Origin of the sequence: Desulfovibrio sp. ZJ746, from assembly GCF_011039155.1 — a bacterium.
Taxonomy (GTDB): Bacteria; Desulfobacterota; Desulfovibrionia; order Desulfovibrionales; family Desulfovibrionaceae; genus Desulfovibrio.
Genome location: NZ_JAAKEK010000004.1, coordinates 1 through 14687, shown reverse-complemented (window position 1 = coordinate 14687; position 14687 = coordinate 1). Strand labels below are relative to the sequence as shown.

Annotated in this window: 15 protein-coding genes and 1 rRNA gene; 7 read left to right on the top strand and 9 right to left on the bottom strand. The window is 62.3% G+C overall.

Annotation, left to right across the window (positions count from 1 at the left end; all coding sequences use genetic code 11):
- Positions 1–8 precede the first annotated feature (8 nt).
- On the top strand, positions 9–1007 hold the full coding sequence (locus G7Y54_RS07445) for an aldo/keto reductase (RefSeq protein ID WP_165078696.1): 999 nt from the start codon (positions 9–11) through the stop codon (positions 1005–1007).
- A gap of 90 nt (positions 1008–1097) precedes the next feature.
- Positions 1098–2267: an alpha/beta fold hydrolase gene (locus tag G7Y54_RS07440; RefSeq protein ID WP_165078695.1), complete on the top strand. Its 1170-nt coding sequence runs from the start codon at positions 1098–1100 to the stop codon at positions 2265–2267.
- Positions 2268–2532: 265 nt separating this feature from the next.
- Here G7Y54_RS07440 and G7Y54_RS07435 read toward each other — a convergent pair whose 3' ends face one another.
- A complete protein-coding gene (locus G7Y54_RS07435; protein WP_165078694.1) occupies positions 2533–3417 on the bottom strand; it encodes a LysR family transcriptional regulator in 885 nt (294 codons plus the stop codon).
- A gap of 186 nt (positions 3418–3603) precedes the next feature.
- Between G7Y54_RS07435 and G7Y54_RS07430 the strand changes: the two genes are divergently transcribed.
- The gene (locus G7Y54_RS07430; protein WP_165078693.1) at positions 3604–4599 is read left to right on the top strand and encodes an aldo/keto reductase; all 996 of its coding nucleotides are present in this window, start codon (positions 3604–3606) and stop codon (positions 4597–4599) included.
- A 12-nt stretch (positions 4600–4611) separates the two neighbouring features.
- On the top strand, positions 4612–5784 hold the full coding sequence (locus tag G7Y54_RS07425) for an MFS transporter (protein ID WP_165078692.1): 1173 nt from the start codon (positions 4612–4614) through the stop codon (positions 5782–5784).
- 67 nt (positions 5785–5851) lie between these two features.
- On the opposite strand, the gene G7Y54_RS07420 is transcribed toward G7Y54_RS07425, so the two are convergent.
- Together G7Y54_RS07420 and G7Y54_RS07415 are read right to left on the bottom strand one after the other, a co-directional pair.
- The gene (locus tag G7Y54_RS07420) at positions 5852–6754 is read right to left on the bottom strand and encodes an MBL fold metallo-hydrolase (RefSeq protein ID WP_165078691.1); all 903 of its coding nucleotides are present in this window, start codon (positions 6752–6754) and stop codon (positions 5852–5854) included.
- A gap of 18 nt (positions 6755–6772) precedes the next feature.
- Positions 6773–7894 carry a hypothetical protein gene (locus G7Y54_RS07415; protein WP_165078690.1) on the bottom strand — a complete coding sequence of 374 codons (1122 nt, stop codon included), beginning with the start codon at positions 7892–7894 and terminating at the stop codon, positions 6773–6775.
- Positions 7895–8091: 197 nt separating this feature from the next.
- Here G7Y54_RS07415 and dut point away from each other — a divergent pair, with 197 nt between their 5' ends.
- On the top strand, positions 8092–8562 hold the full coding sequence (dut, locus tag G7Y54_RS07410; RefSeq protein ID WP_206214927.1) for a dUTP diphosphatase: 471 nt from the start codon (positions 8092–8094) through the stop codon (positions 8560–8562).
- An 81-nt stretch (positions 8563–8643) separates the two neighbouring features.
- Here dut and G7Y54_RS07405 read toward each other — a convergent pair whose 3' ends face one another.
- Together G7Y54_RS07405 and G7Y54_RS07400 are read right to left on the bottom strand one after the other, a co-directional pair.
- Complete coding sequence (locus tag G7Y54_RS07405; protein WP_165078689.1) at positions 8644–9387, bottom strand: hypothetical protein; 744 nt, start codon at positions 9385–9387, stop codon at positions 8644–8646.
- Positions 9388–9442: 55 nt separating this feature from the next.
- Complete coding sequence (locus G7Y54_RS07400) at positions 9443–9856, bottom strand: EamA family transporter (RefSeq protein ID WP_165078688.1); 414 nt, start codon at positions 9854–9856, stop codon at positions 9443–9445.
- 278 nt (positions 9857–10134) lie between these two features.
- Between G7Y54_RS07400 and G7Y54_RS07395 the strand changes: the two genes are divergently transcribed.
- Positions 10135–10530: a hypothetical protein gene (locus tag G7Y54_RS07395; protein ID WP_165078687.1), complete on the top strand. Its 396-nt coding sequence runs from the start codon at positions 10135–10137 to the stop codon at positions 10528–10530.
- A 93-nt stretch (positions 10531–10623) separates the two neighbouring features.
- Here the strand turns inward: G7Y54_RS07395 and G7Y54_RS07390 are convergent, their stop codons facing one another.
- Complete coding sequence (locus G7Y54_RS07390) at positions 10624–11664, bottom strand: alpha/beta hydrolase (RefSeq protein WP_165078686.1); 1041 nt, start codon at positions 11662–11664, stop codon at positions 10624–10626.
- A 291-nt stretch (positions 11665–11955) separates the two neighbouring features.
- On the opposite strand from G7Y54_RS07390, the gene G7Y54_RS07385 reads away from it, so the two are divergent.
- Positions 11956–12492, top strand: a complete 537-nt coding sequence (locus G7Y54_RS07385; RefSeq protein ID WP_165078685.1) for a flavin reductase family protein — start codon at positions 11956–11958, stop codon at positions 12490–12492.
- A gap of 215 nt (positions 12493–12707) precedes the next feature.
- On the opposite strand, the gene G7Y54_RS07380 is transcribed toward G7Y54_RS07385, so the two are convergent.
- The 3 genes from G7Y54_RS07380 to rrf form a co-directional block, all read right to left on the bottom strand.
- Positions 12708–14111, bottom strand: a complete 1404-nt coding sequence (locus tag G7Y54_RS07380) for a DNA methyltransferase (protein ID WP_206214926.1) — start codon at positions 14109–14111, stop codon at positions 12708–12710.
- An 85-nt stretch (positions 14112–14196) separates the two neighbouring features.
- Positions 14197–14334, bottom strand: coding sequence for a hypothetical protein (locus G7Y54_RS12500; RefSeq protein ID WP_206214925.1), 138 nt, complete (start codon positions 14332–14334; stop codon positions 14197–14199).
- 232 nt (positions 14335–14566) lie between these two features.
- Positions 14567–14681, bottom strand: a 5S ribosomal RNA gene (gene rrf / locus G7Y54_RS07375).
- Between the last annotated feature and the right edge of the window lie 6 nt (positions 14682–14687).

Genomic DNA, 14687 nt, shown 5'->3' with positions numbered 1-14687 from the left:
ACACCACCATGAAAACACGCGAACTCGGCACAAGCGGCCTCACGGTCTCGGCCATCGGCATGGGCTGCATGGGCTTCAGCCACGGCTACGGCGCGCTTCCGCCGGAATCCGAAGCCCTGCGCCTCATGGCGCTGGCCCACGAGCTCGGCTGCACCTTCTACGACACGGCCGAGGTCTACGGCCCCTTTGTCAACGAGGAGCTCACCGGCAAGGGCGTGGCGCCCTTCCGCAAGGACATCGTGCTCGCCACCAAGTTCAGCCCCTTCGCGCTGCCCGGGCAGGACTGGCCCTATGCCAAGCTGAGCGCGCAGGGCATCCGCCGCTCGCTCGAGGAATCGCTGAAGCGGCTCGGCACGGACTATGTGGATCTCTACTACCTGCACCGCGTTCCCGAAGACTGCGACCTCGAGGCCATCGCGGACACGCTCGGCGCCCTCATCCGCGAAGGCCTCGTGCGCGGCTGGGGCCTGTCGCAGGCCACGGAGGCGCAGGTGCGCCGGGCGCACGCGGTCACGCCGCTCGCCGCCATCCAGAGCGAATACTCCATGATGGAGCGGATGTTCGAGAAGGATGTCATCCCGGCCTGCGCCGCGCTCGGCATCGGCTTCGTGCCCTTCTCGCCGCTGGCGAGCGGCTTCCTGAGCGGCAAGTATACGCAAAAGACCGAGTATTCCGGCGACGACGTGCGCCGCGTGATCACGCGCTTCAGCAAGGAAAACGTGGCCGCCAACCAGCCCCTGCTCGACCTTCTTGACCGCTTCGCCAGAGAAAAGCACGCCACCCCGGCGCAGGTCTCGCTCGCGTGGATCTTGCACAAGGGCGACTTCATCGTGCCCATCCCGGGCATGCGCAAGGAAGAGCGCGTGCGCGAAAACCTCGCCGCGGCCGACATCACGCTCACGGACGCGGAATTCGCCGCGCTGGAAAAGGCGCTTGCCGGCATCACCATCCACGGCAACAGGACGGACAAGGACATCGAGAAGCTGGGCACGGTCAGGGCCTCCTAGCGCGCCGATGGCGGCGAAAAAAGCAAGCGTGTGGGCGCGCCCCGGCCAGCGCCCGCCTCCACAGCAATCCCAAGGCAACAGGGGGAGAACATGCACAAGATCTTGCGGCTCGGCTCCGTCGTCCTCCTCTCCGGGACGCTCCTTTGCAGCGTCGCCTTCGCGGCGGACGGGGAAAGCGGAAAGCCCATTTCCCTGCGCACCATGGGGAGCCTCCTCTTCGGGGGCAGCGTCGTGAAGAAGCCGAATGGCGACACCTTTCACGGCGATCACGGTTATGCGCAATACTACATCCCGGCAAACGCCAGACAGTACCCGCTCATTTTCTGGCACGGAATGATGCAGTCCGGCAGGACATGGGAATCCACGCCGGACGGCCGCGAGGGTTTCCAGGCCATTTTTCCTCGCGATGACTGGGCGGTCTATATCCTCGACCAGCCCAGGCGCGGGCGCGCCGGCTACACCGCCACGCCGGTGAGCGGCAAGGATGACGTGCCTGCCGCCAACCGGGAAAGTGCCACATGGACCGTGTTTCGCAATGGTGTCTGGACGCCCCCCGGCGAGCCGGCGCTGTTCGATGGCGTGCAGTTTCCCGGTGATGCCGCGGCCGCTGACCAGTTCTTCCGGCAGCAGACGCCCAACACGGGGGACGAGCCGCGCACCGACGAGCATCGCCGTTTCATGGGCAAGACCCTCGCCGCATTGCTGGAGAGAACGGGCGAATCCGTGCTCGTGACCCACTCAAACAGCGGCCAGTACGGCTGGTTTTCCGGCATGGAACGGCCCGGAGAGATCAAGGCCATCGTGGCCTATGAGCCCGGCCAGTTCGTGCTGCCGGACAATGAGCCCGTGCAGGACGTGCCCACCGCCAACAAACTCGCGGCCCAAGTGCTCGCGCCGATCCTGGTTCCGGCAAGCGAATTTGAAAAGCTGACGAAAATGCCAATCCTGGTGGTATTTGGCGACAACATCATTGATACGCCCAGCGAAAACTTCAACCAGGAGGCATGGCGCGTCATCAGGGAACGCGGCAGGCAGTTCGTCGATGCCATAAACCGGCACGGCGGGGACGCGACCCTGGTCGAATTGCCCAAAATTGGTATCCACGGCAATACCCACGCCATGATGGCCGACAGGAACAACAGGGAAGTCGCCCGGCACCTCAAGAGCTGGCTGCGCCAAAAAGGTCTGGATGGCAGGGAAAAATCCCATACCGGGCCCGCGCCCTTGAGGATTTCCGCGCCAGCGGCCCCGCAGGGTTAACGGGAGGATGCCGGTGCGGGCGTGCAGGCTCCCCCATGGTGTCACCATGCCCGCCACCGGCTTTAGCCCGGGCCTGCGTGACCGATGCCCCTGAATCCGGGGGCAGCTGCCCCTACGGCGGCATCCTGTTTCAATGAAGGGGGAGTGGGCGCACATTCACAGGAATCTGCAAGATCCGCTACCAGAAAAAGCCTTCGGGAGGCTGCGGGCTGTCTTTGGGGGGCGCACCGGGACGCGGAAGGTTCCCGGGGGGGGCTTCCACCCCTCACAGCGCCCCGCCCAGCGCCTCCAGAAACTGGCGGAAGGCCGGGGACGGCGTTTTCGCATACACAATGCCGAACGGGAGTTCATAGTCCCACGCCACCGGCACGGTGACGAGGGAGGGGTGCACTCCCTTCCAAATTTCCGGGCATTCCATGAGATAGCCGGCCTGCCCGCACCTGTTGAACACCTCCATGTCATAATAGCCCGGGGCGTCCCGCACGGTAATGCCGGGATGATCGCGGGCGATGTCCGCGCGCAGGCGGTCGAGCGTGGGCGAGATGCCGCGCGCCACGAGCAGCAGGGTCTCGCCCTCGAGGTCGGCCCAGCTGAGCCGCGCCTTGGCCGCGAGCCGGTGCCGCGCCGGGAGCGCCACACAGCAGCGCGAACTCCCGAGCGGGAAGAGCGAAAACGCCTCCCGCCATGCCACGCTGTCACAGGGGCTCACGAAACAGTCGATTTCCTCGCCGAGGCGCTTTTGCAGGCGGGCGAAGTCCCCGGGGCTGTCAGAGAAGGGCACGATGCTGATTTGGAAGCGCCCGCGCACGGCGACCGGGAGTTTTTCCAGGCAGTCCAGCAGCGGCCGGCAGGGCCGCAGGAAGGACGTGCCAATCCTGATGGCCGCGCGCCCGGCGGCGCCGCGCGCCCTTTCCACGGCCCTGGCCGCCTCCTCGCCAAGGCGCCGGGCCTCGGCCACGAGAGCCTCCCCGGCTTCGGTGAGGCGCACCCCGCGCGTGGAGCGCGCGAGCAAGGTCACGCCCAGCCGCTCCTCCAAGGCATTGACCTGATTCATGACGGCCACGGCCGAGCACGAGCGCGCGGCCGCGGCGCGCGAAAAACTGCCGTATTCCACGACCTGGAACAAGGTCTCCCATTGCGGATGGAGCATTGGCTTCCCCCTGTTGCATGGCCCGTTCTCCCGGGCGCCGCATCATCCTAGCACAGGGCGGCCCTTGCGCCAGCCCCGGCGCTCATTTTTTCTTAATGCCGCATGAAGTTTTTTGCGGCTTCCCCTCCACGCCCGGAAAAAGGTAGGGAAGGGAAAAGGCGCGTGGCGCGCCCGAAGGAGGCAGACATGGAAAAACGGTTCCTGCGCCATCTCGAAGTCTCGGCTCTCGGCCTCGGCTGCATGGGCTTCACCCACAGTTATCCGCCCTTCCCGGAAAAAAAGGACTCCATCGCCGTCATTCGCGCGGCCGTGGACATGGGCGTGACCTTTTTCGACACCGCCGAGGTCTACGGCCCCTACACCAACGAGGAACTGGTGGGCGAGGCGCTGGCCCCGGTGCGGGACAAGGTGGTCATCGCCACCAAGTTCGGCTGGAACATCCCTGAGGACGGCACGGTCAACGGCGCCACGGCCTACGGGCTCGACAGCCGCCCGGCGGCCATCCGCAAGGCCGTGGAGGGCTCGCTCCGGCGGCTGCGCACCGACCATATCGACCTCCTCTACCAGCACCGCGTGGACCCGCAAGTCGACATCGAGGAGGTGGCCGGCACCGTGGCTGAGCTCATCCGCGAGGGCAAGGCCCTGCATTTCGGGCTCTCCGAGGCGAAAGCCGACATCATCCGCCGCGCCGACGCCGTGTGCCCGGTCTGCGCCGTGGAAAGCGAATATTCCATGTTCTTCCGCGAGCCGGAACAGGAGATCATCCCCACCCTGAGGGAGCTCGGCATCGGCTTCGTGCCCTTTTCGCCGCTGGGCAAGGGCATCCTCAGCGGGATGTTCAAGCGCGACACCAAGCTCGCGGACAATGACTTCCGCGCGTCCATCCCGCGCTTTCAGGGCGAGAACTTCCAGAAAAACATGGCGCTCGCCGACCTTGTGGACGAGATAGCGAAGGAAAAGCGGGCCACGCCCGCGCAGGTGGCGCTGGCGTGGATACTGGCGCAAAGCCCCTCCTTCGTGCCCATCCCCGGCACCAAGAAGCTCTCGCGCCTCAAGGACAATCTCGCAAGCCTCGAGCTGCGCTTCACCCCGGAGGAGCTGGCGGCCATCAACGCGCGCCTCAACGAGATCCAGATCCGGGGCGAGCGCTATCCCGAAAGCCAGGCGAAGCTCGTCAGGTGAGGCGGTTTTCGGATGCAGCCTGACATCGGGGAAGAGGGCGGCCTCGGGCCGGGGACGCTGCTGCTCATGATCGCGGCAGCCTGCCTGCTGCTCGCCAACCTTTACTATCCCCAGCCCATTCTCGGGGAGGTGGCCCAGGCGCTCCGGCTGCCCGAGGCCGCCTCCGGGGCTGTCATCACCGCGGGCCAGCTCGGCTATATCGCCGGGCTGCTGCTCGTGGCGCCCCTTGGCGACATGTGGGAGAACCGCCGGCTCTGCGCGGCCATGACGGCCGGGGCCGGCCTCTGCGCGCTCGCGGCCGCGGGCACGGGCTCGGCGCCGCTCTTCCTTCTGCTCATGGTCCTCATGGGCGTGTTCGCCACGGCCACGCAGGTGCTGGTGGTGTTTGCCACGGCCCTCGCCGGGCCGGCGCGCAGCGGGAAGACGCTCGGCATCATGGCCTGCGGCCTCTTTCTCGGCATCGCGCTCTCGCGGCCCGTGGCGAGCCTTGTCACCGGGCTTGCCGGCTGGCGCGCCGTCTACCTTGGCTCGGGCGTGGCGCTGCTCGCCACCGGGCTGTGCCTCTGGCGCTTCCTGCCCGGGCGGGCGCCGGCGCAAGGGGCGCTCCGCTGGCGGGCGCTTATGGCGAGCCTGTGGCCCCTGCTGCGCTTTCCCCTGCTGCTGCGGCGCACCCTGCTCTCCTCAGGGGCCTTTTTCAGTTTCAGCATGTTCTGGAGCACCGTGCCCCTCTATCTCGGCGGCCAGCTCCACATGGCGCAGGCCCGCATCACGGCCTTCGCCCTCGCGGGCCTTGTGACGCCGCCCTGCATGCTGATGGTGGGCAAATTGCTGGACAAGGGCCTGGGGCGCCATGTCATCCTCGCCGCGCTCGGCAGTGCCCTCACCGGCTGGGCGCTCGTTGCGGGCGGGCCCGCGTGGCTCGGCGTTTTCGTGGCGAGCGCGCTTTTGCTCGACCCTTCTTCCAGCGCGGTCACGGTAAGCATCCAGCAAAAAATCCTTTCCGGCGCGCCCGGGGCGGTGCGCGGCAGGCTCAATTCGCTGAACATCAGCATGAACTTTCTCGGCGGCGCGGCCGGGGCGGCGCTCGGGCCCTTCCTGCTCACGCGTTGCGGGCTTGCCGCCGTGGCCCTCGCCGGCGCCCTGCTCCTGGCCTGCCTTTTTTGCAGCGCGCTCAAGGCCCGCTGACGGCAAGGGCCGCGCGGCCCCCGGAAGGAGACGGCGCGGCCCCTGGGCTGCTCAAGCGGGCTCGGGCTCAGAAGTCCATCACTTCGCCGTCAAAGGGGATGAGCACCTTGTCCCGGATGCCGTGCTCGCGCGTGTAGCGGGCAAGGTCCTTGCGGTCCACGGTCATGTGGTTGATGGCGTCCATGTGCACGGCCACCACCTGCGCCTCGGGCGCGGCCCTGACCATGCGCAGCACGTCTTCTTTCTTCATGATGATTTCCGGCGCGTCGCGGAAGGCGTCCATCTCCATGGCGGCGCCGCCCGCGTTCATGATGATGACGTCCGGCCTGTGGGCGGCCAGCGCCTTGTCCACGCCCGGGAACCACACCGTGTCGCCCACCACCCAGGCCTTCCTGCCGTCCGGCGCGGTGAACACGATGCCCATGACCTCGCCGAGCATCTTGCCCAGCACCGGGTCGGCGTACATGGCCTCTGAGCCGTGGCGCGTGGCCGTGCGCTCGAGGCGCACGCCGTTGAAGAGCTCGCCGTCTTTCAGGATGCGCACGTCCTTGAAGCCCTGGCCGCGCACGAGCTTTGCGTCCTCCTCATGCTGCACGAAGAGGGGCATGTCCTTGGGGATCGCCTTTTGCGCGGCCGGGTCCCAGTGGTCGAGGTGGGTATGGGTGAGGATGACGGCATCCACGCCCGCGAGCAGATCCTCCACCGGCATGGGGAGCGGCGTGAATGGGTTGCGCATGCCGCTGCGGTAAGTATTGGCAAAGCCCTCGTAGGCCCCGGGCTTGGCCAGCATTGGGTCGATGAGGAAGGTGGCGTCGCCGCTTTTGAGCTTGGCCGTGGCGTTGCGCACATGCTGGAGCTGGAAGGCCGGGGCCTTCCTGGGCTCCTCCTGCTGCTGGGCCTCGGCGGCGAGCGCCGGGCCGGCCAGCAGCAGGAGGGCCGCCAAAAGACCGGGGATAAAACGCGCTTTCATGGTTTCCTCCTTCTTTTTCTACAGTTTCCAGTAAGGCGCGAGCACGGCCTTCACCGCGTCGATGGCCACCTGCTGGTCATGGGTGAGGTGGTTGCGCACGATGAGGCCCGCGGTGGGGTCCGTGACTTCGGTGCTTTCGCCGGAAAGGGCCTCGATGCTCTTGAGGATGCAGAACGACATGTAGTTGCCCTTGCCGCCCTCGAGCAGGGCGATGAGCCGCCCGTGCGCCGTGGCGTCGGCCAGGCCCTGCGCGAGCTCCACCAGTTTCCTGTAACCCGTGGCCGTTACCTGCTGGCGGCAGAGCGGGTCGAAGATGTTGGAGGCATAGCCCGCGATGAGCACCACGAGCTCGGGCCTGTACTGCATGCCAATGGGGATGATGATGTCCTCGAAGGCCTTGATATAGGCCTCATCGCCGGCGCCCGCGGGCATGGGGATGACCACGTTGTGGCCCCTGCCCCTGCCCTCGCCGGTCATGTCCGCATTGCGGTCCGCGGCGCTGTTTTCCGCGAGGGCCCCGGTCTGGTGCACCTCGGCGTAGAGCACTTCGTCCGTGCCGTACCAGGCGTCCTCAATACCCTTTTTATAGTGGTTGTCAAAGTCGATGACCATGATGCGCTTAAGGCCGTGCTTCTCGCGCGCGTAATTGATGAGGATGTTGAAATCGTTGACCACGCAGAAGCCGAAGCCCATCTCGCGCTCGGCGTGCGCGGCCGGTGGCCTTTGCAGGCAGAAGGCATTGTCGATCTCGCCGGCCATGATGGCGTCGAGCGCCGCCATGTCGCCGCCCACGGCCTCGCGGATGACATCGAGGCCCCCGGGGCCGATCTGGCAGAGCTCGCCCACCTCGCCGCCCTCAGCGGCGCTCAGGCGCTCGAGCTTGTCGATATATTCCTGCGAATGGAAGCCTACGAGCGCCTCCTTGTCCGCCTTCACCGCCTCAACGGGCGTGAGCTTGTCCATGAGGCCCGACTTTTCGAGCAGGTCGCGGGCCTCGGTCACGCGCTCGGGCGTGTCGTAATAATCGTTGGCCGCCATCCACGGGTTGAAGCCCGCGGACATGCAAAGATAGCCGTCGCCGGCCTTGTAGTTGGCGAAGGCGTCCGAATACATCAGGCCGGTCTTGCGCTTTTGGGGCATGGGGTCCTCCTTGTTTTCCGGCGCTCAGGCCGGTTGTTTCAGGCAGTATGGACCCTATAGGAACTATAGACGCAAGTTAAATTTCCCAGCCTGCAAAAATCCTTTCCGCAGCCGCCGCGTGGCCGGCAAACCCCGAATTTACAAAGCGTTGTCGCGCGGTTACACTCGGCCCATATTCTTCCGCCACGGAGGCTTGCATGGAACGCATCACCGTCAAGGTCGTCAATCATTCCGGCATGGAGCTGCCCGCGCCCACCTCGCCCTCGGCCGCGGGCATGGACGTGCGCGCCGCCCTGAAAGAGCCCGTGACCCTTGCGCCGGGCAAGCGCGCCCTCATCCCCACGGGCCTCAGGATGCAGATCCCGCGCGGCTACGAGTGCCAGATCCGCCCGAGGAGCGGCCTCGCCCTGAACCACGGCATCACCGTGCTCAACACGCCGGGCACCGTGGATTCGGACAGCCGCGCCGAGATAGGCGTCGTCCTCATCAACCTGTCGGACGAGCCCTTCACCGTGCACCCCGGCGACCGCATCTGCCAGATGGTGTTCAAGGCCTGCATGGAAGTGAAATGGGAGCCGGTGCGTGAGATCGACCGCACCAAGCGCGGCGACAACAGCTTCGGCGGCTCCGGCCTCGAGGACGTGGCCGGGGAGAAGCCCAAAGCCTGAACGGGCGCCCTTTGTCTGCGCCCGCAGGCGGCTCGTGCGACCGTGAGTGTCAGCGGCACCGGATAACAGGATGTCAGCTTTTTAGCTGAAATTCCATTCCAACGGGATATTGGTTGCCCTTTTGCTGCGCACATCGGCGATTATGCCGGCCATGGCTTCGGCAATTTTTGGATTTCCGCTGTATTTACAAAACCATCTTCCATAGGAGGGATGGGGAATATACAGCAAAACCTTTTTTGCATCCTTGGATTGCACATATGCCGGAGCACAGGGACCCAAATCTTCTCCAGTATCGCTTTTGAAAACTATCTCATCCCATACGTCATCATTCCATTTATTTTTTAATATTTCATAAGAATTTTTCCCAATGGCTATAATTACACTTGGTTTTAGAATTGTATTAATAATATATTTATGCGCTTTAAAACATACGGGTATTAATTTTTTAGATATATCTTTAAAACTCTTGCTACGTTCAAATACAATATTGCTCCCACATGTATTTTTTAAATTCAAATTAAGGCTATCAAAAATATATTGGATATTCTTTTGAAAAGTATTTTGGAGCTTTCTTTCAGGGTCCTTAAAATATTCACTGATATAGGCGTTGTGTGTGTCATGTTCCCCAAAATTCTCAAGACTTTTCTGGATGGTAAAATCCTGATCGTCCGGCTCTCCTCCTGGATTCGCACCGAGAAGATAGACCCCATAACCATTAAAAAGCGTATCCGCCTCGCTAAAGAATACCGTCCCTTTCCGGGAGAGAAGGTCTTCAGGAAGCCGCGTGAGAAGGGCTTCCATATGTGTCTTCAATTCTGGTCGCATGGGCTGCCTCCTTATGTACCTTCGCAGGCGTTATGAGAGCCGTTTATAAACCGTTCTACAACGCGAGCACGATGGTGCCGAGGGTGATGAGCGCGCCGCCGAGGATGACCTTCCAGCTCAGGCTCTCGCCCAGCAGCAGGAAGGCGAGCAGGATGGTGATGGGCACGCTCAGCTTGTCGATGGGCGCCACGCGCGACACATCGCCCGTTTCCAGCGCCTTGAAGTAGAAGAGCCACGAAAGGCCCGTGGCCACGGCCGAAAGCAGGAGAAAGAGCCACGTGTTGCCCGGGATGGCGCGCACCCCGCGCGCGCTGCCGTCAAAGAGCGCGATGCCCCAGACGAGCACGAGGATGAAGCTCACCCGGATGGCCGTGGCGAGGCCCGCGTCCACGCCGCGCACGCCCATCTTGGAAAAGATGGCCGTGAGCGCCGCGAACAGGGCCGAAAGCAGGGCATAGTATTTCCACATGGCGTTCCCCCGGGGCCTCGGCAAGAGCCGGCCGCGTCCCGCGCCCGTTGCGCATGCGGCCGGGTGTATGGAGCGCGGGCGGCAAACCAGGCAGAGAGCTCCCCGCCTCCCCTGCATTTTAAAACCTCATGCAACGTTAAATTTAACTGTTTGATAACTACCCATCTTCCTGATAGTATATAGACGGGAAAAGGTGGTATCTCTGCGTATTTCCTTGTACTGCCGGAACACATCCGGCTTGGGCCAGGCCAATGGAAAAAACAGCACTGGAGCCCTTCATGTCTGAAACTACTGAAAAAGATGTCTCGCCCATTGAGATGATCAGGGATAAATATAGTTCCTCCTCACGAGACGACTGCCTTTTGCTCTATTGTGGCCTCATAACCAATATTTGCAATATAACTTTTTTGGATAAACAAAGTTTTCTCAAATATTATGAGAATATCTGTACCTCTTTCTTCCTGAGCATCCTTTCAAAGTATAATACTACAGAATTTCCCGAGCTCGTGGAGAGGGAAAAACAAATTTTTGAAGATGTCTCCTATTCCTTCTTGTATCATATCAATAAAAGCCCGCGCAGTGACATTTCCATCGACGAATTAAAAATTGTCGCCTTGCAGGCCAAGGTCGCCTGTACCGAAACATTAAAACGCAATAATGATTTGTATGAATAAAAACTCCCTTCGCGCATCCGGGCTGCACGCCGCACGTCCTGCCCGCCCCACGGCCAGCCCCATGAGCCCTGCCGCCAACCGCTGGCGCCCCGCTCACTTCCCCAGGTGCTTCTCAAAAAATTTCGCCACTTCGGAAAAATAGAACTGCGTTTCCGGCGCCTCGGGCGGCAATTGCACATATTGCCAGTGCGACAGGCCCTCCATGACGAGCAGGTCGGCCGGGACGCCGGCCTCGCGCAGCTTGCGGTGCGTGCGAACAGTATTGCTCAAAAAGAGGTCGCGCGTGCCCGTGCCAAGGATGGCCGGCGGAAAGCCCCGTATGTCGCCATACACGGGCGAGAGCAGCGGCTCCTTGAGGTCACGGCCCCCGGCATAGGCCTTGGCCATGCCCTCCAGCAGCCCCTCATACCGCACGAGCACGTCGTCCACATGGGCGTTGGCAAAATAGCTGTCGCCCGTCTTGGAGAGGTCGCTCCAGGGGGTGCCCGGGGCGATGGCGCCGGGCATGGGCAGGCCCTCCTGCCGCGCGCGCAGGCAGAGCGCCAGGGTCATGCCGCCGCCCGTGGAGGAACCGAAGACACCGATATTTTTCGCGGGGTAGTTCTCGAGCAGGGCCTTGTACACCGCCATGGCGTCGTCCAGTGCGGCGGGATAGGGAAATTCCGGCGCCAGCCGGTAATCCACGGCCACGACCTTGAACTTGCCGATGGCCGCCATGTAGATGCCTTCGGGCAGGCCCGCCATGCCGGGATTGAACACATAGCCGCCGCCGTGGAAATAGAGGAGGACCTTGTCCGCATGCGCTGGGGGCAGCGCCGGCGGCTCCAGCAGGAACACGGGCACGCCGGCGATGGCGCTTTTTTCGCACTTGATCTCAAGCTGCCTGAGCAGGCCGGGAACCTTTTCCGCCGTGGCGGAGGCGGCTTTTTGCACAAGCTCCTTCCAGGCGCCGGCGTCCTTCGGCTCGAGGTGCCACGGAATGGCCGAGGCGTCGGCCTCGATGGCCTGCTTCAGGGCCGGGCTGGCGTCTTCGGGCACCGGCAGGGAGCGGGCGGGGAGCTCCCGCGCGGAGCTGGAGAGACAGAGGGCGACGACAAGAAGAGCCCCCGAAAAAAGAGAAATTCCCCACTTCATGCCAGCCTCCGTAAGGTGAAAAGCCACGTGCGGGCAGCCTGATGGCGGCCTGCGTGCCTGCTGTTCCTCATTGCGCGCAGGGCGCGCCGTGCCCCCGCTGCATCCGTGCATCCTGAGTATGGACGATTCCTCGCCCGACGACAATACAGGCAAGGTGCCTCCTGCGGGCGACTCTTGTGTGGGCAGGCAAGACGCAGGCCTCTTGTTTTACGGGCTGAGCCGCCCAGGGGGGCCCGGCGTTGCGCCCTTCGTGCGCGGGCGCTATACCATCTTCCACAAGGGAGGAATGCCATGAAAGAACCCATTGAACCGCTTGCCGCCGCGTCCCACATCCTGCAGGCCCTTCCCGGGGGCATCCTGCTCACCACGCGCTCGGGCCAGCGCGTGAACACCATGACCATCGCCTGGGGCATGCTCGGCATCGACTGGGGGTTGCCCATGTTCATCACCTTCGTGCGCGAGAGCCGCCTGAGCTACGAATTTTTGCTGGACACGCCCGAGTTCACCATCAATGTGCCCACAGGGCCCATCGACCGGCGCATCCTTGGCGTCGCCGGCACCAAGTCCGGCCGGGACATGGACAAGATAAGCGGCCTCGGGCTGCACCTCGAAGCGCCGGAAGTGATCTCCGTGCCCGGCATCCGCGAGCTGCCGCTCACGCTGGAATGCCGGGTAACCTACCGGCAGGCGCAGGACCCGGCGGCCATCCCGCAGGGCTTGCGCGACACCTATCACCCGGCCACGGGCACGGACCTCACCAAGGCCCTCAACCGCACCTACCACACGGCGTTTTATGGGGAGATCGTGGCGGCGTATATCATTCATTAGCCCCCATGCCGAAAGCATGAGCAACGCCCACTCTGTGGGGACCAGCGCAGGAAAAAGAAAATCCCGGTGTCACCGGGATTTTTCATGCGCTTTTTTCCATAAAAACAGGTCGCCAGCTTTACAGCGCCCTGTTACCCCCCGCGTTGCCCCCCTGTCTCCCACGGAGTGCGATGAGCGGCCGTGTCTTCTTCTCCGCCTTCCAGCCCCGGGGCGGATTATTGCGGCAGTTTGTACTGCGTCTGCTTCTTTATTTCTTTTTTTGCTTTTTTGGGCATGGCCGACCCCACGCCGAAATCGAGATACGCGGGCTTCTTTCCCTCCAAAAGCTCGGCAATGGTGAGTATCTGGACGCGCGGAAATTCCAGGCCGCCCGGATAGGCATAGTTCCCGTAGCTCAGGGCATCGGCCAGCATTTTTTTGCTGGGCTTTTCCAGCGTGAGCAAAAGGCACATCTCCACCTTGCCTTTGCCCAGCATACCCCCCAGCTCACGAATATGGTTTGCGGGGATTTTCCCGCTTTTTACCGAGATATTGATCTTGAAGGGCTGCTTTGCGTCCGGCGCGTCATAGACCCAGATAAAGCCGTCCGAGCCGCTGTCCGCACCCTTTTTCTTGTCATTGGCCGGAATGCCGCCCACCAGCGAAAGCGCCCAATACTGGAACTGGTAGCGCCCCTCGAGGCCGTTGCTTTCCGCCAGGAAGCGCGCGGCTTCCACATCCTTGGGAGTGCCCGAGACCGTGAAATCGCAGTCCGGGAAGGCCTCTGTCATACGCTTCCTGATGAGGCCGACGGCAAGATGGCTGATGTCGATGCCTATCCACTTCCTCCCCAGCTTGTGCGCCGCATGGATGGCCGTGCCGCAGCCGCAAAAGGGGTCGAGCACGATGTCGCCGGGATTGCTGGAAGCGCGGATGATGCGCTCGAGCAGGGCCACCGGCTTCTGCGTGGGGTAGCCGAGATACTCGGCGAATCCCCCGTGAAGGTGCTCTATATCATCCCAAAAATCGGTAATCGGCTGGCCCTTTTTTTCGTCAAGATAACTTTTTCTGACGGGAACCGCCCCGGGCCTGGTCTGGACGACAATGCCATCTTCGTAGGCCTTTTGCATGCGTTCCTTTGTCCATCTCCAAACTCTTGTTACACCAAGGAATTCATAGGTAAGGTTCGGCCTGTTTTTATTGGGGTTCGTGAGGTTATCAAGCCGGTATCGTCTCCCATCTGGATCCGTATATCTGTAAAATTTATCGACATAATTTTTATCATGCTCAGTATACACCATGTTGAAGAAGGTATGCGCAGATTTTGCATACCTTAAAATCGTGTCATGCGCTGTGGAAAAATTGATTTTCACATGGCTTTTTGGTTGCGTGCGTCTCCAAACGATTTCATTCCTGAAATTCTCTTTTCCAAAAATTCCATCCAGCACTATTTTTAAATAGTGGCTGGCCGTGGGGTCGCAGTGCAGGTACAGACTGCCCGTATCCTTGAGCACCCTGCTCAGCTCCACCAGGCGGCTCGCCATCATGGTCAGGTAGGCCATCATGTCGTTTTCACCGAGGAAGGAGCGCAGGGCTGGCATGACCGTTTCGCCCAACTGGCCCGAGTTGGGATCGCTCAACAGTTCTCCAAATTCCTTTTCCGCCTGCGGCCCCCAGTGCCAGGTATCCTCAAATGCCGTTATCTGCGCGAAATTCTTTGCATTCCTACCCCCCCCCCCCGAAAAAGGCGTTGTAATCGCGATTGGAGTTGAAGGGTGGGTCAAGGTAAATCAGGTCAATGCAGTTCTCCGGCATCTCGCGCAGGATATTCAGGCAATCGCCATAGTGCAGGGTATTGTTCATACATGCTACCAGCTGAGGTAGTGGGTGACACGCAGCAGGAGCAGAGCCGCGCGCAGGGCACGAAAGGACTGGCCCGGAAAACGCAACAAGACGAGGATTAATCCGAAACGGAGATACTTTCAACGCCGGCGAGGTCAAGCGGCCCTCAGGCAGAGCCACTTGCCCCGAGCGCGCGTCGCCTTAAACGCATCCGCCCCCGGAAGGCGGTGAGCCTTTCGGGGGCGGAGGAAGAATTTGGCAGCTTCCTACTTTCCCGCGCGAAGATGCGCAGTATCATCGGCGAGGAAGAGCTTAACTGCCGAGTTCGGAATGGGATCGGGTGTACCCTCTACTCCGTGGCTGCCAAAATGGCT